At 64.1% G+C, this 14,670-nt stretch carries 15 protein-coding genes; 6 read left to right on the plus strand and 9 right to left on the minus strand.

Annotated features, from left to right (window positions below; genetic code table 11):
* Nucleotides 1–32: 32 nt before the first annotated feature.
* Nucleotides 33–710, plus strand: a complete 678-nt coding sequence (locus V2I30_RS07580) for a hypothetical protein (RefSeq protein ID WP_330661509.1) — start codon at nucleotides 33–35, stop codon at nucleotides 708–710.
* Between the two features lie 45 nt (nucleotides 711–755).
* A complete protein-coding gene (locus tag V2I30_RS07585) occupies nucleotides 756–1,220 on the plus strand; it encodes a hypothetical protein (RefSeq protein ID WP_330661510.1) in 465 nt (154 codons plus the stop codon).
* Between the two features lie 69 nt (nucleotides 1,221–1,289).
* On the opposite strand, the gene trmFO is transcribed toward V2I30_RS07585, so the two are convergent.
* Entirely contained in the window at nucleotides 1,290–2,690 is a 1,401-nt protein-coding gene (gene trmFO / locus V2I30_RS07590) for a methylenetetrahydrofolate--tRNA-(uracil(54)-C(5))-methyltransferase (FADH(2)-oxidizing) TrmFO (RefSeq protein WP_330661511.1), read from the minus strand.
* A 68-nt stretch (nucleotides 2,691–2,758) separates the two neighbouring features.
* On the opposite strand from trmFO, the gene V2I30_RS07595 reads away from it, so the two are divergent.
* Nucleotides 2,759–3,415, plus strand: a complete 657-nt coding sequence (locus tag V2I30_RS07595; protein ID WP_330661512.1) for a lysoplasmalogenase family protein — start codon at nucleotides 2,759–2,761, stop codon at nucleotides 3,413–3,415.
* On the opposite strand, the gene gyrA is transcribed toward V2I30_RS07595, so the two are convergent.
* Complete coding sequence (gene gyrA, locus V2I30_RS07600) at nucleotides 3,416–6,136, minus strand: DNA gyrase subunit A (protein ID WP_442896916.1); 2,721 nt, start codon at nucleotides 6,134–6,136, stop codon at nucleotides 3,416–3,418.
* A gap of 432 nt (nucleotides 6,137–6,568) precedes the next feature.
* On the opposite strand from gyrA, the gene V2I30_RS07605 reads away from it, so the two are divergent.
* Nucleotides 6,569–7,948 carry a hypothetical protein gene (locus V2I30_RS07605; protein ID WP_330661514.1) on the plus strand — a complete coding sequence of 460 codons (1,380 nt, stop codon included), beginning with the start codon at nucleotides 6,569–6,571 and terminating at the stop codon, nucleotides 7,946–7,948.
* 72 nt (nucleotides 7,949–8,020) lie between these two features.
* Here the strand turns inward: V2I30_RS07605 and V2I30_RS07610 are convergent, their stop codons facing one another.
* From V2I30_RS07610 to V2I30_RS07625, 4 genes are read right to left on the minus strand one after another with little or no spacing between them, the layout of a single operon-like run.
* On the minus strand, nucleotides 8,021–8,743 hold the full coding sequence (locus tag V2I30_RS07610; RefSeq protein ID WP_330661515.1) for an NYN domain-containing protein: 723 nt from the start codon (nucleotides 8,741–8,743) through the stop codon (nucleotides 8,021–8,023).
* A 55-nt stretch (nucleotides 8,744–8,798) separates the two neighbouring features.
* The gene (locus V2I30_RS07615; RefSeq protein ID WP_330661516.1) at nucleotides 8,799–9,440 is read right to left on the minus strand and encodes a carbonic anhydrase; all 642 of its coding nucleotides are present in this window, start codon (nucleotides 9,438–9,440) and stop codon (nucleotides 8,799–8,801) included.
* A gap of 30 nt (nucleotides 9,441–9,470) precedes the next feature.
* The gene (locus tag V2I30_RS07620; protein WP_330661517.1) at nucleotides 9,471–9,782 is read right to left on the minus strand and encodes a P-II family nitrogen regulator; all 312 of its coding nucleotides are present in this window, start codon (nucleotides 9,780–9,782) and stop codon (nucleotides 9,471–9,473) included.
* Nucleotides 9,779–10,765, minus strand: a complete 987-nt coding sequence (locus V2I30_RS07625) for a sodium-dependent bicarbonate transport family permease (protein ID WP_330661518.1) — start codon at nucleotides 10,763–10,765, stop codon at nucleotides 9,779–9,781. Before V2I30_RS07625 ends, V2I30_RS07620 begins: the two co-directional genes overlap by 4 nt.
* A 183-nt stretch (nucleotides 10,766–10,948) precedes the next feature.
* Here V2I30_RS07625 and lipA point away from each other — a divergent pair, with 183 nt between their 5' ends.
* Together lipA and V2I30_RS07635 are read left to right on the plus strand one after the other, a co-directional pair.
* Nucleotides 10,949–11,905, plus strand: coding sequence for a lipoyl synthase (gene lipA, locus V2I30_RS07630; protein WP_330661519.1), 957 nt, complete (start codon nucleotides 10,949–10,951; stop codon nucleotides 11,903–11,905).
* A complete protein-coding gene (locus V2I30_RS07635) occupies nucleotides 11,905–12,366 on the plus strand; it encodes a type II toxin-antitoxin system RatA family toxin (RefSeq protein ID WP_330661520.1) in 462 nt (153 codons plus the stop codon). The genes lipA and V2I30_RS07635 overlap by 1 nt, the downstream gene beginning before the upstream one ends.
* Here V2I30_RS07635 and V2I30_RS07640 read toward each other — a convergent pair.
* The 3 genes from V2I30_RS07640 to V2I30_RS07650 are packed head-to-tail and all read right to left on the minus strand — an operon-like array spanning nucleotide 12,327 to nucleotide 14,577.
* A complete protein-coding gene (locus V2I30_RS07640) occupies nucleotides 12,327–12,839 on the minus strand; it encodes a CinA family protein (protein ID WP_330661521.1) in 513 nt (170 codons plus the stop codon). The two genes, V2I30_RS07635 and V2I30_RS07640, sit on opposite strands and share 40 nt — an antisense overlap.
* Nucleotides 12,836–13,399 (minus strand): hypothetical protein, encoded by a 564-nt coding sequence (locus tag V2I30_RS07645; protein WP_330661522.1) that lies wholly within the window; start codon nucleotides 13,397–13,399, stop codon nucleotides 12,836–12,838. The genes V2I30_RS07640 and V2I30_RS07645 overlap by 4 nt, the downstream gene beginning before the upstream one ends.
* On the minus strand, nucleotides 13,396–14,577 hold the full coding sequence (locus tag V2I30_RS07650; protein ID WP_330661523.1) for a bifunctional 2-C-methyl-D-erythritol 4-phosphate cytidylyltransferase/2-C-methyl-D-erythritol 2,4-cyclodiphosphate synthase: 1,182 nt from the start codon (nucleotides 14,575–14,577) through the stop codon (nucleotides 13,396–13,398). The genes V2I30_RS07645 and V2I30_RS07650 overlap by 4 nt, the downstream gene beginning before the upstream one ends.
* Nucleotides 14,578–14,670 lie beyond the last annotated feature (93 nt).

A 14,670-nucleotide genomic window follows, 5' to 3' on the forward strand; every position in this document is an offset into this window, starting at 1 on the left:
CACGCGGGGAAACCGGCGCGCTTAGCTGAGCAATGCCGCCGCCCTCCGCATCACTCGCCGAACCACTGCCGCCCGAAGTCGAACTCGCGCTGGCTCATACGCCGGCCGGTCGGCGTGCGGCGTTAAGGATAGTGTTCGAGCTCGACCAGCGGCTTGGCCGGATCGTTGCCGGGACGAGCGAACCGATGCTCGGCCAGATGCGGCTTGCCTGGTGGCGCGAGATGCTGGGCAAGCCGGCTGCCGAGCGACCGCGGGGCGATGCGGTGCTCGATGCGATCGGCGAATATTGGCGCGAGGGCGCGAGGGGCTTGGTGCCGCTCGTCGATGGCTGGGAACATATTCTAGGCGGCGATCGCCTGGGTGAGGCGGCGATCGACGCATTTGCGGAAGGGCGGGCCGCCGCGCTGCTTGATCCTTTCGGCGGAACGGCGGGACTGGCTGATAAGACTATGCAGAGCGCGCGCAGTGCCGCGGAGCAATGGGCGCTTGCCGACCTCGCCTCCAATGTGAGCGATGCGGATGAGCGCGCGATAGTGATCCGCCGCGGTCTTGCGAAGCGCGTGCCCGCCAAACGTTTGCCGCGCGAGCTGCGTGGGCTCGCCGTGCTTGGTGCGCTCGCCCGGCGCGCACTGGAGCGGGGAGGGCGGCCGCTGCTGGAGGGGCGCGGCGCTGCGTTGATCGCCGCACGCGCCGCTTTGTTCGGGCGGTGATCGCATGCTAACGAAGCCGAAATTAGGGACGCAGGGGGTCGCAGGATGCGTGAAGGAATATTGGGGGTTTTCATGGGGCTGATCTTTGCGGGGGTCGGCGTGTTCTGGTGGCAGGGCCGCGCCGAGGTCGAAGCCAACGCCCCGCCGCCACCCGAGGTCGAAGAGGTGGAAATGGTCGATCCCGACATTCTGCCCGAAGTCGATCCGGGCGACATGGTCGGCCCCGCGCCGCCCGAGGTGAGCGAACTCACCCGCGAAGAGCGCCGCTTCTACCGCTACGATCGCAATCGCGACCGGATCATTACCCGCAACGAGATGCTGTCCTCGCGCTCCGACGCCTTCCGCAAGCTCGATGTGGACGGCAACAATCTGCTGACCTTCGAGGAATGGGCGGTGACGACGTCGGACCGCTTTGCCGGCATGGACGCGAACGGCAATGAAGAGCTGACGCAGGCGGAGTTCGCGACGTCTGCGCCGAAGCCGAAAAAGCGGACCTCTTGTAGGTGCTGACCACGTTGCAAGTCCCGGCGAAGGCTGGGACCTTGTCGAATATCGCGCGAACTTGATGGAGGTCCCCGCCTACGCGGGGACTCGCTCGATGTGTTCAGCGATCCATTTAGCCAAATCCGCCTTCGCCCGGCTCGTATAGGCTTCCTTGCGCTGCTTCTTCTTGACCTCGTGAAGCGGCGGGAACAGCCCGAAATTGACGTTCATCGGCTGAAAGCTCGCCGCTTCGGCATCGCCGGTGACATGCGCAAGCAGCGCGCCCAGCGCCGTCGTGCGCGGTAGGCTTCGCCATTCGCGCCCGGCGATCTCGGCCGCCGTCATCATTCCGGCAACGAGCCCGACGGCGGCGCTTTCGACATAGCCCTCGCAGCCCGTCACCTGCCCGGCGAAGCGGATATGCGGTGCTGCCTTCAGTCGCAGCTGGCGATCGAGCACCTGCGGCGAATTGAGAAAGGTATTGCGATGGAGCCCCCCGAGCCTTGCGAATTCCGCATTCTCCAGGCCCGGAATGGTGCGGAACAGCTCCACCTGCGCGCCATATTTGAGCTTCGTCTGAAAGCCGACCATGTTCCATAGGGTGCCGAGCTTGTTGTCCTGGCGCAGCTGCACGACGGCGTAGGGCCAGCGGCCCTGCGGATGCTCTTCGGTGGTGTCGTAGGGATTGTCGAGGCCGACGCCCTTCATCGGGCCGTAGCGCAAAGTCTCGACCCCGCGCTCGGCCATCACCTCGATCGGCATGCAGCCGTCGAAATAGGGCGTGTCCTTCTCCCAATCCTTGAAGTCGGTCTTCTCGCCATCGACCAGGGCCTGGACGAAGGTCTCGTATTGCGCCTTCGTCATCGGGCAATTGATGTAGTCGCCCTCTTCGTTCGAGGCTTCGGTGCGCTTGTTCCAGCGCGACTGGATCCAGCATTTCGACATATCGATGCTGTCGCGGTGGACGATCGGGGCTATCGCATCGAAGAAGGCGAGGCGATCTTCGCCGGTCGCGCCGACGATGCTCTGCGCAAGCGACTGCGCAGTGAGCGGGCCGGTGGCGACGATGGTTAGGCCGTCTGCGGGCAGGGTGTCGATGCGTTCTCGCACGATCTCGATCAGGGGATGTTGGGCGAGGGCCTTTTGCACTTCATCGGAAAAGACATCGCGGTCGACAGCCATCGCGCTTCCGGCAGGCACGCGCGCCACTTCGCCTGCGCGCATGACGATACTGTCGAGCGCGCGCATCTCGTGATGCAGCAGGCCGACCGCGTTCTTGGTGTCGTCGTCGGAGCGGAAGGAGTTGGAGCATACCAGTTCGGCGAGCCCATCGGTCTGATGGGCGGGCGTCATCTCGCCCCCCTTTTCTTCGGGAGCGCCGCGCATTTCGGACAGACGCACTCGCACGCCGCGCTGCGCCAGCTGCCAGGCGGCTTCGGAGCCGGCGAGGCCGCCGCCGATAATTTGCACATCGTGGGACTTGTGGGAAGAGGTCATGGCGAGGCAGGTAATTGCGTGGTAGCGCGCATGCAAGCATGGCCGGCGAAGAGGGGGAGGGGAGCGACGTGGCAAAGGCAAAGCGCGCGCTGGTCGAACACCGGCCCTGGTTGCTGGCCGGCATCGCGGCGGCGCTCGCCTTCTATTTCCTCTGGAACAATCCGATTGGCGGGCTCTGGCTCATCGCGATCAAGGGCGCGGCGGTTGGCTCGCTCGTCATCTATACCTGGCGCTGGTCGGTCGGCACCGACGGGACGATCCTGGCGATCGTTCTCGCGCTGGCGGCAGCAGCGGACATGGCGATCGAGCTGTGGTTCGAGGTGGGCGGGGCGCTGTTTGCGCTCTCGCATGCGGTCGCCATCGTCCTCTACCTCAGAAACCGCCGCGAACGTCTGGTGCTCAGTCAGAAATTGCTCGCCGTCGCCCTGTTCGCGGTCACGCCGGCGGTGTCCTACCTGCTTAGCGGCGATCTTCTCATCCTCGTTTATGGGACAGCTCTCGGGGCGATGGCGGCGGCCGCATGGACCAGCCGCTTTCCGCGCTACCGGGTCGGGATCGGCGCGGTGCTGTTCGTCGTCAGCGACTGGCTGATCTTCAGCCGGATGGGCGCGTTCGACCTCGGCGTATTGCCCGATGTGCTTGTCTGGCCGCTCTACTTCGCAGGCCAGCTGATGATCGCGACCGGGGTGGTCCAGACCCTGCGCGGCGAGAAGACTGCCCGTTAACTAGTCGGGCGGGCCCTCGCCGATATTCTCGTCCGAATGCAGCGTCGTCGATGGCTTCGTCTCGTCGCCGCCGCCACGCCGCTCGACCATTTCTTCGACGATGCTTTCCTCGGCTTCGTTCTCGGGCTCTTCGGTTTCGTCGATCTTCACCGCGCTGACGATGTGCTCGCCCTTGCCGACATCGAACAGGCGCACGCCTGCGGTGTTGCGACCCATGATCCGCAGCGAATCGAGCCCGATCCGGATGAGCTTCGCCTGATCGGTCACCAGCATCAGCTGGTCGCCCCTGGTCACCGGAAAGCTCGCGACCACCGGGCCATTGCGCGCGATATTGTCGATATTGACGACGCCCTGACCGCCGCGTCCGATCCGCCGATATTCGTAGGCGCTCGAGACCTTGCCATAGCCGTTGGCGCAGACGGTAAGAATATATTGCTCGCGTTCGCCTAGCTCTTCGAAACGCTCGGGTGCCAGATCGGGCTCGCCCTCGCGTTCCGCCTTGTAGGGCGCGAATTTGAGATATTGCTCGCGCTCTTCGGGCGTCGTGCCGGTTGCGCCGAGCGTCGAGAGCGACACCACCGCATCGCCCTCGCCGAGCTTCATGCCGCGCACACCGGTTGAGGTCCGCGAGGTGAATTCACGCACGTCCTCTGCGGCAAAGCGGATCGCCTTGCCCGACTTCGAGGCCAGCATCACGTCGTCGCCCGCCGAAACCAGTCGCACGCCGATCAGCTTGTCCTCGCTGTCCTCGTCGAAGCGCATCGCGAACTTGCCGTTGGAAGGGATGTTCGTGAAGGCGTCCATCGAGTTGCGGCGAACGTTGCCCCTGGCCGTGGCGAACACGACCGAAAGCGCGCCCCAGTCGCCCTCGTCTTCGGGCAGGGGCAGGACGGTGCGGATCGTTTCATCCGCATCGAGCGCGGGAAGCAGGTTGACGATCGGCCGCCCACGGGTCGCAGGACCGCCTTCGGGCAATTTCCAGACCTTGAGGCGATAAACCTTGCCCGCGGTCGAGAAGAACAGCACCGGATTGTGCGTCGAGGTGACGAACATTTCGGCGATGGCGTCCTCGTCCTTGGTGCTCATCCCTGCGCGGCCCTTGCCGCCGCGGTTCTGCGCGCGGAAGGTCGAGAGCGGGGTGCGCTTGATGTAGCCATCGAGCGTCACGGTCACGACCATGTCGTCGCGCTCGATCAGGTCCTCGTCATCGAGCCCATCCCAAGCCGGCGCGATCTCGGAAACGCGCGGCGTGGCATAGGTGGCGCGGATTTCCTCGAGCTCCTCGCGCATGACTTCGTAGAGTTTCGCGCGGTCGGCGAGAATGGCGAGGTACTCCTCGATTTTCTCGGCGAGTTCCGCGAGCTCGTCGCCGATCTCGTCGCGGCCCAACGCGGTGAGGCGGTGGAGGCGCAGGTCGAGGATCGCCTTCACCTGGCGGGTGGAGAGGCGATAGGTGCCGCCCTCCTGATCCGCGCTCGGCTCGATCGCTTCGACGAGGCGGATATATTGCGCGATGTCGCCGATCGGCCATTCCTTCGCCAGTAGCTTGGCGCGCGCATCGGCGGGGTTGGACGCGCCGCGAATGATGGCGACCACCTCGTCGAGGTTCGACACCGCGACCACCAGGCCGAGCAAGATGTGCGCCCGGTCGCGCGCCTTGCCGAGCTCGTATTTGGTGCGCCTGGTGATGACCTCTTCGCGAAAGGCGATGAAGGACTGGATGAAGTCGCGCAGCATGAGCGTTTCGGGACGCCCGCCGCGGATCGCCAGCATGTTCGCGGGGAAGGAGGATTGCGCCGGCGTGTGCCGCCAGATCTGGTTGAGCACCACCTCTGCCGTCGCATCGCGCTTCAAGTCGATGACGACACGCACTCCGGTGCGCGAGCTTTCATCGCGAATGTCGCTGACGCCTTCGATCCGCTTGTCCTTGGCGGCTTCCGCAATCTTCTCGACAAGACCCGCCTTGCCGACCTGATAGGGGATCGAGGTGAAGACGATGCTCTCGCGGTCGCCGCGCGCGGTCTCGATCTCGTGGCGACAGCGCATCAGGATCGAGCCTCGCCCGGTCGTGTAGGCGGATTTCGCGCCGCTCGTGCCGAGGATCAGGGGAGCGGTCGGGAAATCCGGGCCGGGGATATGCTCGATCAGCTCTTCCGAGGTGATCGCCGGATCGTCCATAAAGGCGAGGCAGCCATCGATCACTTCGCCCAAATTGTGCGGCGGAACATTCGTCGCCATGCCGACCGCGATGCCGCCCGCGCCGTTGACCAGCAGGTTGGGAAAACGCGCCGGGAGGACCGAAGGCTCCTGCTTGCGGCCATCGTAATTGTCGACAAAATCGACCGTATCCTTGTCGAGATCGCCCAGCAGCGTATCCGCGACGCGCGCCAGCCGCGCCTCAGTGTAGCGCATGGAGGCGGGCGGATCGGGATCCATCGAGCCGAAATTGCCCTGACCATCGATCAGCGGAACGCGCATCGACCACGGCTGCGTCAAGCGGGCGAGTGCATCGTAGATCGCGCTGTCGCCGTGAGGGTGGAAATCACCCATCACGTCGCCGACGATTTTGGCGCTCTTCACATAAGGGCGCCCGGCGACGAAATTTCCTAGCCGCGAAGCGTAGAGAATACGGCGGTGGACCGGCTTCAGCCCGTCGCGCACATCCGGCAGCGCGCGCGCCACGATCACGCTCATCGCGTAATCGAGATAGCTCGTCTTCATCTCATCGACGATGTCGATGCGTTCGTAATCGTGGCCGGGGGAGGGGGCGGCGGGATCGAGAATGTCGTTGCTGTCGCTCAAGGCGTAAAGGGCCGTTCTATCGTTATCTGAAACGCGCTTATCCGCGCAGCTTCCAATCTAGGCATTGCCTGGCGCATTCGCCACTCGTTGGGGGGAACAAAGCGGGGGCTGCGCGGCCTTTTTCCACACCTCGCTCCATCCGCCCGACCCGATGCGCGTCTGGTCGCGCCATACGAACCATTCTTGCGTGGCAACGCACCGATCTTGCTATTATTCAAACGGCGTTCAGCACGTCTCGTCTAGGACCATTTGCAAATGTCGTGCGTTGAGTTCAGTGATCCGTCATGCATTTCGACCGCCGTAGGATGGCGAAATCCACGGCCCCGTTACCCCCACCAGAGGAAGCCTTCGATGACATTCCTTAGCACTCGTAAAACCCGTTCTAACCTTGCCCTCGCGATTGCCCTCGCGACCGGCACCGCCGTCACCGCGACGGCGATCTTCCCGGCCGAGGCGAATGCCCAGCGCCGCGATCGCGACCGAGATCGCGACAGCGAGCAGGAACAGGATGGCGGCGGCTATGGCGACGAATTTCGCGCCGTTTACACGCCGCTCGATGAAAAGCTTAAAGCCGAAGGCGCCGACCTCACAGGCATCGAGGGCGAACTTCGCCAGCTCTCCGGCCTGCTCAACACCAATGACGAGAAGCTTGCGGGCGGCTCGCTGATCTTCAATGCGGCGAGCAAGATCGAGAACCCAGAGCTCCAGCTCCTCGGCATGGAAATGATGCTTTCCAGCGGAATGGTGCCGGCCGATCAGGTCGGGCGTTACAACTTCATCGCCTACCAACTTGCCGCCCAGCAGGATGATTACGCCAAGAGCCGTACCTATCTGCAGAATGCGATCGATGCGAATTTCACCACCGAGCAGATCGACGCCGCAGGGCTCCAGATCACGATGGCGGAAAGCTATTTCGCGGAAAATCGATATGCCGAGGGCTTCGATTATCTCAAGGACGCAATCGCAGCGCGCAAGGCCTCGGGCCAGCCGATCGACGAGCAGTGGTATCGCCGCGGTGTGACTGTCGCATACGAGAACGAAATCGAGCCGACCGTCTACGAGTTTGCGACGATGTGGATCGCGGACTTCCCCTCCGAAACCAATTGGCGTGACGCGGTCAACCTAACGCGCAACCTCAACACCTTCGAGCGCGGCGAAATGCTCGATCTGTTCCGCCTCTCGCGTCGCACCGGCGCGCTGCAGGATGCCTCGGACTACGATTATTACATCGAAGCCGCCGATCCGCGCCGCCTGCCGCGCGAGGTCAAGGACGTGATCGATGAGGGCAAGGCATCGGGCGTCATCTCCGAGAGCAATTTGTTCGTGAGCGAAGCGCTCGACACCGCCGAGGGCCGGATCGCAGCAGACCAGGCGGAGCTGCCCGATCTCGAACGCGATGCCGGCGCCGACGGCGCGGCCTTGCGCACGGTGGTCGCCGCGGGCGACGCCTTCCTGAGCTATGGCGAATACGCCAAGGCGGCGCGCTTCTACGAGCGGTCGCTAAGCATGCCGGGGGTCTCGATGGACGAGGAACTGACACGGCTCGGCATCGCGCAGATCGGCATGGGCGACTATGCCGCCGCGCGCGAGACGCTGGGCAAGGTGAGCGGCAATCGCATGCCCATCGCCCAGCTCTGGATCGCCTACGCAAACCAGCTTGCCGGCGGCACGAGTGCTGCCGAAGCCGCGGCCACCGCGGTCAGCGCGACGCCGGAAATGACCGGCACCTGAGCACCGCCAAGCCAAACATAAAGGGCGCCCGGACCTCGCAAAGTTCGGGCGCCCTTTTGTGTGGCTGGCCGTTCAGCGTTCGCGTTTGACGTAGACCTGATTGTCGTCGCGATATTCGAGGCGGAAATTGCCGAGGCTTTCGACCAGTTCTTTCAGGCTCTGGAACCCGTAATTGCGCACATCGAAGCTAGACCGGTTGCCGGCAATCTGGCCGACCTGCGAGAGTCGGGCGAAGCCTTCTTCCTTCTTCGCCTCGGAATAGGCCGAGGTGATCAGCTCGTGCAGATCGTCGTCGACTGCTTCCTTCGGCTTCGGTGCGCGCCGGTTCGCATTCGATTGATCGGCTTCATTGGTCGCGATCAACTTCTTGATGTCGATGAAGCGGGTGCAGGCGGCCTTGAATGCCTGCGGGGTCTTCGCCTCGCCGAAGCCGTAGACGATCAGACCATCCTGGCGCAGGCGGGTGACGAGCGGGGTGAAGTCGCTGTCCGAGGTCATGATGCCGAAGCCGTCGACCTTGCCCTGGTAGAGAAGGTCGATCGCATCGATCACCATCGCCATGTCGGTCGCGTTCTTGCCCTTGGAGACGTCGAATTGCTGTTGCGGGCGGATGCCGTATTTGTTCGAGATCGCCGCCCAGGGCGACAGATTGTCCTTCGCGAAGTTGCCGTAGGCGCGGCGGATATTGACCTGGCCGAGCTCGGCCATGACGGTCAGCACGGGGTCGATCCCCTGGTGCATCGTATTGTCCGCATCGATCAGCAGCGCGATATTTTTGAGTTCGCTTTCAGGCATGGCCGCTCCTTGGACGCGGGCGCGTTTCGGGGCAAGGGCGCAAGGGCAAGAGCATTCAATCCTCGGGCAGAAACTCGCCGGTTTCCTCGTCGAGCGAATAGAGCACGCCTTCGCGAATCGAGAAATGCGCCCCGCGCAGCTTGAGCACGCCGCCGGCCTCCTTGTCGGCGACCCAGGGGAAGCTGCGCAGGTTGGTAAGGCTCTGGCGGATGGCGGCGAATTCCATCGCCAGCTCCGCCTTGCGCCCGCTCGTCCCATGCTTGCGCGCCACCGGTTCGCGCGCTTCGCCCAGCAGGTCGATCCAGTTGGCGATGAAGCCGCCTTCGCCCGGCGCCATGCCCATGTAATTGCCCGTCAGCGCCGCCTTGCAGCCGCCGCAACGGCCATGGCCCATAACGAGAATTTGCTTCACCTCCAGCATCTGCACCGCGAACTCGACCGCGGCGGAGACGCCGTGAAGACCGGGCTTGCGCTCGAAAGGCGGAACCAGCGCGGCGACGTTGCGCACGACGAAAATCTCGCCCGGATCGACGTCGAAAATCTGCGCAGGATCGACGCGGCTGTCGGAGCAACCGATGATCATCAGCTTTGGATGCTGGCCCTCGGCCGCGCCCATGTCGAAGCGCGCCTTTTGCCGCGGATAGGTCTCTTCGCGAAAGCGGCGATAGCCTTTCAAGAGTTCGGCAAATTCCGGCACGTTTCCTGTCCTCCCAGCAGGGGGCGGAAATCAGTCGAACCGCTCTCCCCGGATCACCTCGACGTCCCACATCGTGAGGATGAAACCCAGATCGGTGAGCATGGGAGCGAGGTCTTCGGCAAGAGCCATCGCCTTCTCTTCCGCAGCAATCGTGAGGACGAAAACCTTGTCCGTGCCCATTACGCTTTCCTCGCGCCAAAGCCCCTCGCGCCCCTTGCCGCTGGTGACCGGCACGATCGTCCACCCGGTGATCCCGGCGCGGTCCACGGCGGCGGTGACGCGTTTCTGAAGCGCCTTGTCGCACAGGATCTCAATGCGTTTGCGGATGACGGTTTCGATCATGGCACTGCTCCACTGCCGCCCGCGAGCAAGACCGCAAAGGCGCTGATCAGTCCGATATTGATGAGCACGTTGAATGGGAAGGTGATGGAAAGCGACATGGTGAGATAGATACCCGGATCGGCCTCTGGCAGCGCCAGGCGCATGGCCGCGGGTACCGCGATATAGCTGGCACTCGCGCACAGCACGCCGAGCGCCGCGGCGGAACCCGCATCGAGGCCGATGACCGTGCCCAGCGCCGTACCGACCGCGCCATTCACCAGCGGCAGAAAGATCGCGATCAGCGTCAGCCGCCAGGTGATTGCGCGCGCATCCATGATGCGCCGCATGGCGATCAGCCCCATGTCGAGCAGGAAGATGCAAAGAACGCCCTTGAAGCCCGCTTCGAAGAAAGGCGCGACATCGGTAAAGCCAAGCGGCCCGCCGATCAACCCGACGACGAACGCGCCGAGCAGCAGCATGATCGAAGAATTGGTGAACACCTCGTGCAGCATTTCGCCGGAGGACTGCGTTCCGCTCCCGCTGCCCGCGCCGCGTGCCAGCAGCAGGCCGGAAAGGATGGCGGGCGCTTCCATCGCAGCCATCACGGCAACCATATAGCCGCCCGGCTCACGCGCCTGACCGGTCAGGATTTCGACTGCGGTGACGAAAGTGACGACGCTGATCGAGCCGTAATGCGCCGCGACCGCGCCCGAATTCAAGCGATCGAGCCGGCCGAAGGATTTGAGCACGGCAAAGGCGAAGAAGGGAAGGATGAAGCCCGCCGCGATCCCCGCGCCCAGCGCCGAAAGCACGGTCGCATCGATCCCCGACTTGGCAACCGCGACGCCGCCCTTGAGGCCGATCGCGGCCATCAGATAAAGCGACATCGCCTTGGCGATCGGTTCGGGAATGGCGAGGTCGGACCGGACGAAGGCGGCGAACAGACCGAGGACGAAGAACAACACTACGGGCGAGGTAAAGGTCTGGATCGCCGTTTCGAGCATCGCGCTGTTTCCCCCGGTAAGTAGACGCGCCCTAAGCACGATCTGCGCGAGTTGCAAATAATTCCACTCGCGTGAGGAGCCAGTTTCTAAACGCGCATCATCTCCGGCGGACCTCGCAAATTGGGGAGGGCGCTTCTCGGCCTGCGGCTTGCGGGGCAGGGGCGCAATCTCTAGATGGATGGCATGAACGACCTCTCCAATCCGCCGCAGTCCCAACCCGAAGGCGATCGGCCCGCGCGCCAGCGCAAGCCCGACTGGATCCGGGTGCGCGCCCCGGTGAGCGAAGGATATAATGAGACGCGCCGACTGATGCGCGAGCTTAACCTCAACACTGTGTGCGAAGAGGCCGCGTGCCCCAATATCGGCGAATGCTGGTCGAAAAAGCACGCAACCGTTATGATCCTCGGCGATGTGTGCACCCGCGCCTGCGCGTTCTGCAACGTCAAGACCGGGATGCCGCGCGCCGTCGATCCGATGGAGCCGGAGAATACGGCGGTCGCCGCGGCCAAACTCGGCCTCGAACATATCGTCATTACCAGCGTCGACCGCGACGATCTGCCCGATGGCGGGGCGGGGCAGTTCGTCAAGGTGATCGAGGCGCTGCGCCGCAACACGCCGGACACGACGATCGAGATCCTCACCCCCGACTTCCGCGGCAAGATGCGCCCCGCGGTCGAGGCGATCTGCGAAGCGGGGCCGGACGTCTACAACCACAATCTGGAAACCGTGCCGCGGCTCTATCCCACGATCCGCCCCGGCGCGCGCTATTACGCCTCGCTGCGCCTGCTGGAGGAAGTGAAAGCGCACAATCCGCTGATCTTCACCAAGTCGGGCATCATGTTGGGCCTCGGCGAAGAACGCCTGGAGGTCCATCAGGTGATGGACGACATGCGCAGCGCCGATGTCGATTTTCTGACTATGGGGCAATATCTCCAGCCGACGCCCAAACATGCGAAAGTGGAGGAATTCGTGACGCCCAAGGCCTTTGCCGCCTTCGGTTCGATCGGGCGGGCCAAGGGCTTCCTGCAGGTCGCCTCCAGCCCGCTGACCCGTTCGAGCTACCACGCGGGCGAGGATTTCGCCGAGATGAAGCAGCGCCGCGAAGAACGGTTGCGCAAAGTGGACCGCGTAGAGGTCTGATGGTCGGCATCCGCGAAACCCGAAGGCTGCCTTACAGCGCCGAGCAGATGTTCGATCTCGTCGCCGACGTTAAACGCTACCGCGAATTCCTGCCCTGGGTGATCGCGACACGCGTGCGCTCGGACAGCGAGACCGAAATGGTCGCCGACATGGTCGTGGGCTTCAAGTCGATCCGCGAAACCTTCACTTCGCGCGTGAGCAAGGACCGTCCGCGCGAGATCGCGGTTCATTACGTCGATGGGCCGTTGTCCGATCTCGACAATGTCTGGATTTTTCGTCCGGTAGACGAGAACACCTGCGAGATCGATTTCGCGGTCGATTTCGAGTTCAAGAACCGCGTGTTCCAGGCGCTTGCGGGGCAATATTTCGACCGTGCGTTCCGCAAGATGGTCGCCGCCTTCGAGGCGCGCGCGCACGAGCTTTACGGCAACAGCAGTTCGAGCGCGCAGATCGTCGCCTGATGGCGAATGCGGGCGCGGGCGTCCTTGCCGTTGCCGCCATCGAAATGCTTCATTTCCCCTTCGGGTTCGCCGGTTTGATTGCGAAAGGCGCGTGCGAAGACGACTGTGCCAACAGGCTTTAGCTGCGTTCCGCCACCCGGGCCCGCCACCCCGCTAATCGCCACCGCGACATCGGCTTTGGATCGTTCGAGCGCGCCCTGCGCCATTGCCCAGACGCAGGCGATCGAAACCGCGCCGAAGGTTTCGATGATATCCTGCGCGACGCCGAGCGCTTCCATCTTGGCTTCGTTCGAATAGGTGACAAAACCGCGATCGAAGACGCTCGAGGAACCGGCGATCTCGGTAATCGCGCCTGCCACGAGCCCGCCGGTGCAGCTTTCCGCGGTGGCCAGCATGCGGCCCGCCGCCTCGTTCTCGGCGACCACGCGCCGCGCCAGATCGGTGACATCCTCGGGAAGCAGCATCGCGCTCACTCGGCCGCCGCTTCCAGCGTGACGGTACCGCAAATGGGCGGATTGTCGACATCGGCAAGTTCGGCGATGAAGGTTGCCAGCCCCGCAACATTCTGCGCCGGCAGCGGCGAGAGCAATTCCATACCGCGCTCGATCGCGCCGCAGCTATCGGGCTTGATCTCGCCGCCGATCATCTGGACCACCAGCCCATCGACGAAGGGGCGCAGATTTTCCTCGGGAAGGGTGGCGATCATCGCGTTGATGGCTGGGTCACCACCGCTGGCTTCGGCGGCCATGAAAGTGCGGAGGAAGCGGAAGGTGCCGGGCCAGCTATCGTCCTGCAGCGCGCGAAAGCCCTCGACGAAAGCCGGCGCGCCGGTGCGCATGAAGCTGTCCGCACCGTAGGAAGCGGCGCAGCTGCGCATGGCCGCATCGTAGGCGAGCGGCAAGGCGTAGGTCACGGTATCGCTGAGATCGGCGGACTGGACGCAGATCGGCTGCTGCGCCTGCGCCGGCTGTGCTCCGGCAAGAGCGACGAGGCCTGCTAGGGCGAGGGCATTGGCGCGGAGGGATGGTTTCAAGATAGGTCTCCTGTCTTGGTAAGCAGAACGATGGCCTGCGCCGCGATACCTTCGCCGCGGCCGGTAAAGCCCAGGCCCTCGGTGGTGGTCGCCTTGATGCTGACCACGTCGGCAGCAAGGCCGGTGATTTGCGCGAGACTGTCGCGCATCGCCTTACGGTGCGGCCCGATCTTTGGCGCTTCGCAGATGAGGGTCAGGTCGATATTGCCGATCGTATAGCCGACCCGCTGCGCAAGGGCGACCGCATGTTCGAGAAATCGATGGGAGCGCGCCCCGCGCCATTGTGGGTCGCTGGGCGGGAAATGGGTGCCGATATCGCCTTCGCCGATTGCGCCGAGCACCGCATCGGTAACCGCGTGAAGCGCGACGTCGGCGTCGGAATGACCGGCGAGGCCATGCGTATGCTTGATCCGGATCCCGCCCAGCCACAATTCCTCGCCCGCAACCAGGCGGTGCACGTCGTAGCCCTGTCCGATACGGAAGGCGGGGGATGGGGTGTGCGGCATGAAGTCCTCGGCAAACGTGATTTTCGCAAGGCGCTCATCGCCCTGAACGAGCGCGACTGAACCGCCGCTTGCCCGCAGGACTTGCGCATCGTCGCCGGCATCCGCTGCTCCGTCCCAGCTTTCGTGTGCCGCCCGGATCGCCTCGAAGCGGAAGGCTTGCGGGGTCTGTACCCGGCGCAGGTCCTCGCGGTTTGCCGATCCCGTCATCGTCGCGCTCTCGCTTGCCACCGCAAGGCTGTCGACCACGGGCAGGACCGGGATCGCGCCCGGATGCTCGTTCAGCGCCGCGAGCAAGCGGGCGATCACCTCGCGCGGCAGGTCCGGACGGGCGGCATCATGTATCAGGACATGCTGTGGCTCGGCTTCGGCGAGCGCGTCGATCCCCGCGTGCACAGAAGCCTGTCGGGTAGCGCCGCCTGTGATCCACTCGTAGCCTGAAAGTCCGTCAAGCGCGGTCTTGGCATCGCGCTGCGCATCTTCGGCGATTACCACGATCAGCGGCGCGGCGCCCGCATCGAGCAAACGCTCGACCGAATGGCGCAGCAGCGGTTTGCCGCGCCAGTTACGGAATTGCTTGGGAACCTCGCCGCCGACGCGCAGCCCCTTACCGGCGGCCACCACGATTGCGGCGAAAGGGGGCAGGGCCGTGTCGGAAGGGGGAGGGCCGTCCATCGCGCGGCAGCGCTTAGGGTCTGGACGGGCTTTTCGCAATCCACTAAGCGGTGCACAAAATTTAAGCACAAGCCCCCGTAAACACACGAAGAC

Origin of the sequence: Erythrobacter sp., from assembly GCF_036351135.1 — a bacterium.
GTDB lineage: Bacteria > Pseudomonadota > Alphaproteobacteria > Sphingomonadales > Sphingomonadaceae > Erythrobacter.

Excerpts from the sequence above, each read along its gene's own strand:
- V2I30_RS07610 (WP_330661515.1), bottom strand. The coding sequence starts at position 8,743 with ATGCCTGAAAGCGAACTCAAAAATATCGCGCTGCTGATCGATGCGGAC.
- V2I30_RS07635 (WP_330661520.1), top strand. The coding sequence starts at position 11,905 with ATGGTCGGCATCCGCGAAACCCGAAGGCTGCCTTACAGCGCCGAGCAG.
- trmFO (WP_330661511.1), bottom strand. The coding sequence starts at position 2,690 with ATGACCTCTTCCCACAAGTCCCACGATGTGCAAATTATCGGCGGCGGC.
- V2I30_RS07650 (WP_330661523.1), bottom strand. The coding sequence starts at position 14,577 with ATGGACGGCCCTCCCCCTTCCGACACGGCCCTGCCCCCTTTCGCCGCA.
- V2I30_RS07605 (WP_330661514.1), top strand. The coding sequence starts at position 6,569 with ATGACATTCCTTAGCACTCGTAAAACCCGTTCTAACCTTGCCCTCGCG.
- V2I30_RS07625 (WP_330661518.1), bottom strand. The coding sequence starts at position 10,765 with ATGCTCGAAACGGCGATCCAGACCTTTACCTCGCCCGTAGTGTTGTTC.
- V2I30_RS07585 (WP_330661510.1), top strand. The coding sequence starts at position 756 with ATGCGTGAAGGAATATTGGGGGTTTTCATGGGGCTGATCTTTGCGGGG.
- V2I30_RS07620 (WP_330661517.1), bottom strand. The coding sequence starts at position 9,782 with ATGATCGAAACCGTCATCCGCAAACGCATTGAGATCCTGTGCGACAAG.
- V2I30_RS07580 (WP_330661509.1), top strand. The coding sequence starts at position 33 with ATGCCGCCGCCCTCCGCATCACTCGCCGAACCACTGCCGCCCGAAGTC.
- gyrA (WP_442896916.1), bottom strand. The coding sequence starts at position 6,136 with ATGAAGACGAGCTATCTCGATTACGCGATGAGCGTGATCGTGGCGCGC.
- lipA (WP_330661519.1), top strand. The coding sequence starts at position 10,949 with ATGAACGACCTCTCCAATCCGCCGCAGTCCCAACCCGAAGGCGATCGG.